We start from the raw sequence: 5,404 nt of genomic DNA on the forward strand, positions 1-5,404 counted from the left end.
TCCAGGAATACTTCGCCTCGGTGATCCCGGTCGGGGACAACAAGTTCGCCGCGCTGAACACCGCGGTCTGGTCCGGCGGCAGCTTCATCTACGTGCCGAAGGGCGTGCACGTGGAGATCCCGCTGCAGGCCTACTTCCGGATCAACACCGAGAACATGGGCCAGTTCGAGCGGACCCTGATCATCGTCGACGAGGGCGCGTACGTGCACTACGTCGAGGGCTGCACCGCGCCGATCTACTCCTCGGATTCGCTGCACTCGGCGGTCGTGGAGATCATCGTCAAGAAGGGCGCGCGCTGCCGGTACACGACGATCCAGAACTGGTCGAACAACGTCTACAACCTGGTCACCAAGCGCGCGATCGCGCACGAGGGCGCCACCATGGAGTGGATCGACGGCAACATCGGCTCCAAGGTCACGATGAAGTACCCGTCCATCTACCTCATGGGCGAGCACGCCAAGGGCGAGACCCTGTCGGTCGCCTTCGCCGGTCCCGGTCAGCACCAGGACGCCGGCGCCAAGATGATCCACATGGCGCCGTACACGCAGTCCTCGATCGTCTCCAAGTCGATCGCCCGCGGCGGCGGCCGCGCCGGCTACCGCGGCGAGGTCCGGGTCGACCCGAACGCCCACCACGCCGCCAACACGGTGCGCTGCGACGCGCTGCTGGTCGACACGCAGTCGCGCTCGGACACCTACCCGGCCATCGACATCCGCGTCGACGACGTGCAGCTCGGCCACGAGGCCACCGTCTCCAAGGTCAGCGAGGAGCAGCTGTTCTACCTGCAGTCCCGCGGGATGCCGGAGGACGAGGCGATGGCGATGATCGTGCGCGGCTTCATCGAGCCGATCGCCCGCGAACTGCCCATGGAGTACGCCCTCGAGCTGAACAAGCTCATCGAGATGGGCATGGAAGGATCCGTCGGCTGAGATGACGACAACGTACGTAGAGACCGAGCCCACCTTCGTTCCGGTCCAGACCCGCTCCGAGCGCCCGAGCTCCTACGACCCCGCCGACTTCTCCGCGCCCACCGGCCGCGAGGTCAACTGGCGTCACACGCCGCTCGCGCGCATCGCGGCGCTGCTCGACGAGAACGCCGGTTCGCCGGACGCGTTCGGCGTCTCGGTCAGCGGATCGGATGCCGGATCCCTCGCCGTGGGTGAGGCGCCGCGCGGCGAGGCCTTCACGCCGGAGGACCTGCCGGCCGCGATCACGTGGACCAAGTCGGTCGCGGCCCGCCACATCGTGGTGGACGGCGAGCCCGAGGCTCCCGTGGTGATCGACGTCACCGGCAACGGCGGCACCGGCCACGACCACATCGTGATCGAGGCGCGTCCCAACGCGCACGGCACCGTGCTGCTGCGCCACACCGGCTCCGGCCAGCTCGGCCAGAACGTCGAGATCCTCGTGCGGGACGGCGCCCACCTCGAGGTGGTCACCGTGCAGCAGTGGGCGGAGGATGCGGTGCACGCGGCATCCCACCAGGCCGTCGTCGGCCGCGACGCGACGCTGCGCCACATCGTGGCGAGCTTCGGCGGCAGCGTCGTGCGGGTGAATCCCAGTGTGCGCCTGGCCGGCCGCGGCTCGCGCGCCGAGCTGTACGGCATCGCCTACAGCGACGAGGGCCAGCACCTCGAGAGCCAGGTCTACCTGTTCCACGACGGCCCCGACACCACCGGCGACGTGCTGTACAAGGGCGCGCTGCAGGGCGCGTCGGCGCACACCGTCTGGATCGGCGACGTGCTGATCGGCCCCGACGCGATCGGCACCGACTCGTACGAGGCCAACCGCAACCTGGTGCTCACCGAGGGTGCACGCGCCGAGTCGATCCCGAACCTCGAGATCGAGACGGGCGACATCCGCGGCGCCGGCCATGCCAGTGCGACGGGCCGCTTCGACGACGAGCAGCTGTTCTACCTCGAGGCCCGCGGCATCCCGGAGGCCGAGGCCCGGCGCCTGGTCGTGCTCGGCTTCCTCAGCGAGATCGTGCAGCGCATCGGCCTGCCCGAACTCGAGGCCGAGCTCGTCGAGACCATCGAGATCGAGCTCGCCCGGGGAGCCGCGGCATGACCGCCTCGCGCGTCTGCGCGCTCAGCGAGCTGGAGCAGGACGCCGCCCTGCGCGTCGAGGTCGATGGCGTCGCCATCTGCGTCGTACGCGACTCGAACGACGAGGTGCACGCGATCGGCGACGTCTGCACGCACGGCGACATCTCGCTCGCCGAAGGCTTCGTCGAGGGTGAGACGATCGAATGCTGGGCGCACGGCTCCGCGTTCTCGCTCGTCACCGGCAAGCCCCTCAACCTCCCCGCGTATGAGCCCGTCCCGGTCTACGCCGTCACGATCGACGGCGACGACGTGCTCATCGATCCTGCTGTGAAGAAAGAAATCTGAATGTCTGTTCTCGAGATCCGCGACCTGCACGTCACCGTTGAGACGGATGCCGGCACCACGCCCATCCTCAACGGCGTGAGCCTTGTGATCCGCACCGGCGAGACGCACGCCATCATGGGCCCGAACGGCTCCGGCAAGTCGACCCTGGCGTACACGATCGCCGGGCACCCCAAGTACACCGTCACCGGGGGCACCATCACCCTCGACGGCGAGGACGTCCTCGCGATGACGGTCGACGAGCGAGCCCGTGCCGGTCTGTTCCTCGCGATGCAGTACCCGGTGGAGATCCCCGGCGTCACCGTCACCAACTTCCTGCGCACCGCCAAGACCGCCGTCGACGGCGAGGCGCCCGCGATCCGCTCGTGGTCGAAGGACGTCAAGCAGGCGATGAAGAACCTGCGGATGGACCCGAAGTTCGCGCAGCGCAACGTCAACGAGGGCTTCTCCGGCGGCGAGAAGAAGCGCCACGAGATCCTGCAGCTGGAGCTCCTCCAGCCGAAGATCGCGGTGCTCGACGAGACCGACTCGGGCCTCGACGTCGACGCGCTGAAGATCGTCTCCGAGGGCGTCAACCGCGCCAAGGAGGCCACCGACCTCGGCGTGCTGCTGATCACCCACTACACGCGCATCCTGCGCTACATCAAGCCGGACTTCGTGCACGTGCTCGTGAAGGGCCGCGTCGCCGAGGAGGGCGGCCCGGAGCTGGCCGACCGCCTCGAGGAGGAGGGCTACGACCGCTATCTCGAGGGCGAGTCGGAGTCGGCCGCGGACGCCGAGGGCGACCCGGCTTTCGCCGAGCCGGCGTAGGCTGACGGTATGACCGCGACGCTCACACCCGAGAAGTTCGACGAGGTCACCGAGGCGCTCAAAGACGTGATGGACCCCGAACTGGGGATCAACGTCGTCGACCTGGGTCTCATCTACGACCTGGCGTGGGACGCCGAGACCGATGCGCTCGTCATCCACATGACGCTCACTTCGGCCGGCTGCCCGCTCACCGACGTGCTCGAGGAGCAGACCGCCCAGGCTCTGGACGGCGTCGTCGAGCAGTTCCGCATCAACTGGGTGTGGATGCCGCCGTGGGGTCCCGAGCGGATCACCGACGACGGGCGCGACATGATGCGCGCCCTGGGCTTCGCGATCTGACACGCGTGACGGATGCGCCCGCCGGCTTCGGCCCGCGGGCGCATCCGTACGATCCACCGGCATCCGTGCGGACTGGTCGGGTCGTCATCCGCCGCCGATAGGCTCGAGAGGTGACTGTCATCCCTCTGGAAGCCCTGCCGATCGATCAGCTCCGTCAGCGTTCGAGCACGAAGTGGCGACGGTATCCGGAGGATGTGCTGCCCCTGTTCGTCGCGGAGACGGACTTCCCGCTCGCGCCGGCGATCTCCGCGGCGCTGATGCGCGCGGTCGAGCTCGGCGACACCGGCTACACGCCGCCGGACCCGGGCATCGCCCCCGTCTTCGCCGAGTTCGCGCGGCGCCGGTTCGGCTGGGAGGTCGACCCCGCCCGCATCCGGTGGACCTGCGACGTGGTGATGGGCCTCGTCGAGATCATGCGCGCGATCCTGCGCCCGGGCGACCGGGTCGTCATGACGTCCCCGGTGTACCCTCCGTTCTTCGACGCGATCCCGGAGGCACAGGCCGAGGCGGTCGACGTGCCGCTCGTCGACAACGGCACGGGATGGGAGCTCGACCTCGAGGGGATCGAGCGGGCGTTCGCAGACGGCGCGCGCGCCATCCTGCTGTGCAACCCGCACAACCCCACCGGCACCGTGCACTCGCGCGAGAGCCTCGCCGCGCTCGCGGAGATCGCCCGCCGGCACGACGGCTACGTGGTCAGCGACGAGATCCATGCGCCGCTCACCCAGCCCGGCGTCGCCTTCACCCCGTTCCTGGCGGCATCCGACGCGGCAGCGGAGGTGGGCTTCGCCGTCACGTCCGGCAGCAAGGCGTACAACTTCGCCGGCCTCAAGTGCGCCCTCATGATCACCGGGTCCGAGCGCACCGCGAAGATCGTGCGCGACATGCCCGACGAAGTCGAATGGCGCACCGGCCTGTTCGGCGCGATCGCGAGCGTCGCCGCGTTCAGCCCGGAATCCGACGCGTGGCTGGACAGCCTGCTCGCCCGCCTGGACGTGAACCGGCGGCTGCTGGCGGACCTGCTCGCCGAGCACGTGCCGGGTGCGCGGTTCCGGATGCCGGATGCCGGCTACCTCGCCTGGGTCGACCTGTCCGCGCTGGGCTGGGGGGACAACCCCGCGCACAAGATCTTCACCGAGGCCAAGGTCGCCCTGAACTTCGGTCCGCTGTTCGGCGCCCAGGGGGCCGGCCACGTGCGCATCAACATGGGCTGCTCGCCGGAGATGCTGACCGAGGCGGTGCAGCGCATCGGCGCCCTGATACGGGGATGACCTCCGCCGGCATCGCGGAGGCTGCGGCCGGGTCGATCTGGAGCCGCCGTTTCCTGTGGGTCACCCTCGGCTCGACGGCGCTCGTGTTCCTGGCCGCCGTCGAGTCGCTGGCCGTGACGACGGTCATGCCCGTCATCAGCGCACAGCTCGACGGGGCCGCCCTGTACGCCGCGGCCTTCGCCGGCACGCTCGCCACGAGCGTCATCGGGATGGTCGCGGCGGGGGTGCTCAGCGACCGGGTGAGCCCGATCGTCCCGCTCACCGGCGCGGTCGTGATGTTCGTCGCGGGCCTGCTCGTGGCGGGGCTCGCCCCGACCATGTTCGTGCTCGTCATCGGCCGGCTGCTGCAGGGCTTCGGCGTCGGCGGGCAGGTCGTCACGCTCTACGTGGTCGTCGCGCGCGTCTATCCGCCCGGCCTGCACGGGCGCCTGTTCGCGGTGTACGCGGCATCCTGGATCGTGCCGTCGTTCGTGGGCCCGTTCGCCGCGGGCCTGGTGGCGCAGTTCATCGGCTGGCGCTGGGTGTTCCTCGGCGTCGCCGTGCTCACCGCCCTCGCCTACATCGCCGTGACCCTGCCGCTGCGCAGCATCGACA

General features: G+C 69.6%; 7 protein-coding genes. All 7 read left to right on the forward strand.

Features of this window, described 5'->3' with window-relative positions; genetic code table 11:
- Window positions 1-929 (forward strand): Fe-S cluster assembly protein SufB (gene sufB, locus VJR25_RS05165; RefSeq protein ID WP_324113212.1); only part of this gene is annotated, 929 nt, incomplete at its 5' end.
- 1 nt (window position 930) lies between these two features.
- Window positions 931-2,070 (forward strand): Fe-S cluster assembly protein SufD, encoded by a 1,140-nt coding sequence (sufD, locus tag VJR25_RS05170; RefSeq protein WP_324113214.1) that lies wholly within the window; start codon window positions 931-933, stop codon window positions 2,068-2,070.
- The gene (locus tag VJR25_RS05175; RefSeq protein WP_324113216.1) at window positions 2,067-2,393 is read left to right on the forward strand and encodes a non-heme iron oxygenase ferredoxin subunit; all 327 of its coding nucleotides are present in this window, start codon (window positions 2,067-2,069) and stop codon (window positions 2,391-2,393) included. Before sufD ends, VJR25_RS05175 begins: the two co-directional genes overlap by 4 nt.
- Window positions 2,394-3,200: a Fe-S cluster assembly ATPase SufC gene (gene sufC / locus VJR25_RS05180; RefSeq protein WP_324113218.1), complete on the forward strand. Its 807-nt coding sequence runs from the start codon at window positions 2,394-2,396 to the stop codon at window positions 3,198-3,200.
- Window positions 3,201-3,209: 9 nt separating this feature from the next.
- Window positions 3,210-3,539 (forward strand): metal-sulfur cluster assembly factor, encoded by a 330-nt coding sequence (locus VJR25_RS05185; RefSeq protein ID WP_324113220.1) that lies wholly within the window; start codon window positions 3,210-3,212, stop codon window positions 3,537-3,539.
- A 110-nt stretch (window positions 3,540-3,649) separates the two neighbouring features.
- A complete protein-coding gene (locus VJR25_RS05190) occupies window positions 3,650-4,810 on the forward strand; it encodes a MalY/PatB family protein (RefSeq protein WP_324113222.1) in 1,161 nt (386 codons plus the stop codon).
- A partial coding sequence (locus VJR25_RS05195; RefSeq protein ID WP_324113224.1) for an MFS transporter occupies window positions 4,807-5,404 on the forward strand: 598 nt, incomplete at its 3' end. The genes VJR25_RS05190 and VJR25_RS05195, both read left to right, overlap by 4 nt.

Origin of the sequence: Microbacterium sp., from assembly GCF_035277845.1 — a bacterium.
Lineage (GTDB): Bacteria > Actinomycetota > Actinomycetes > Actinomycetales > Microbacteriaceae > Microbacterium.

Coding starts and splice junctions, on each gene's coding strand:
- sufD (WP_324113214.1), top strand. CDS start 931: ATGACGACAACGTACGTAGAGACCGAGCCCACCTTCGTTCCGGTCCAG.
- VJR25_RS05175 (WP_324113216.1), top strand. CDS start 2,067: ATGACCGCCTCGCGCGTCTGCGCGCTCAGCGAGCTGGAGCAGGACGCC.
- sufC (WP_324113218.1), top strand. CDS start 2,394: ATGTCTGTTCTCGAGATCCGCGACCTGCACGTCACCGTTGAGACGGAT.
- VJR25_RS05185 (WP_324113220.1), top strand. CDS start 3,210: ATGACCGCGACGCTCACACCCGAGAAGTTCGACGAGGTCACCGAGGCG.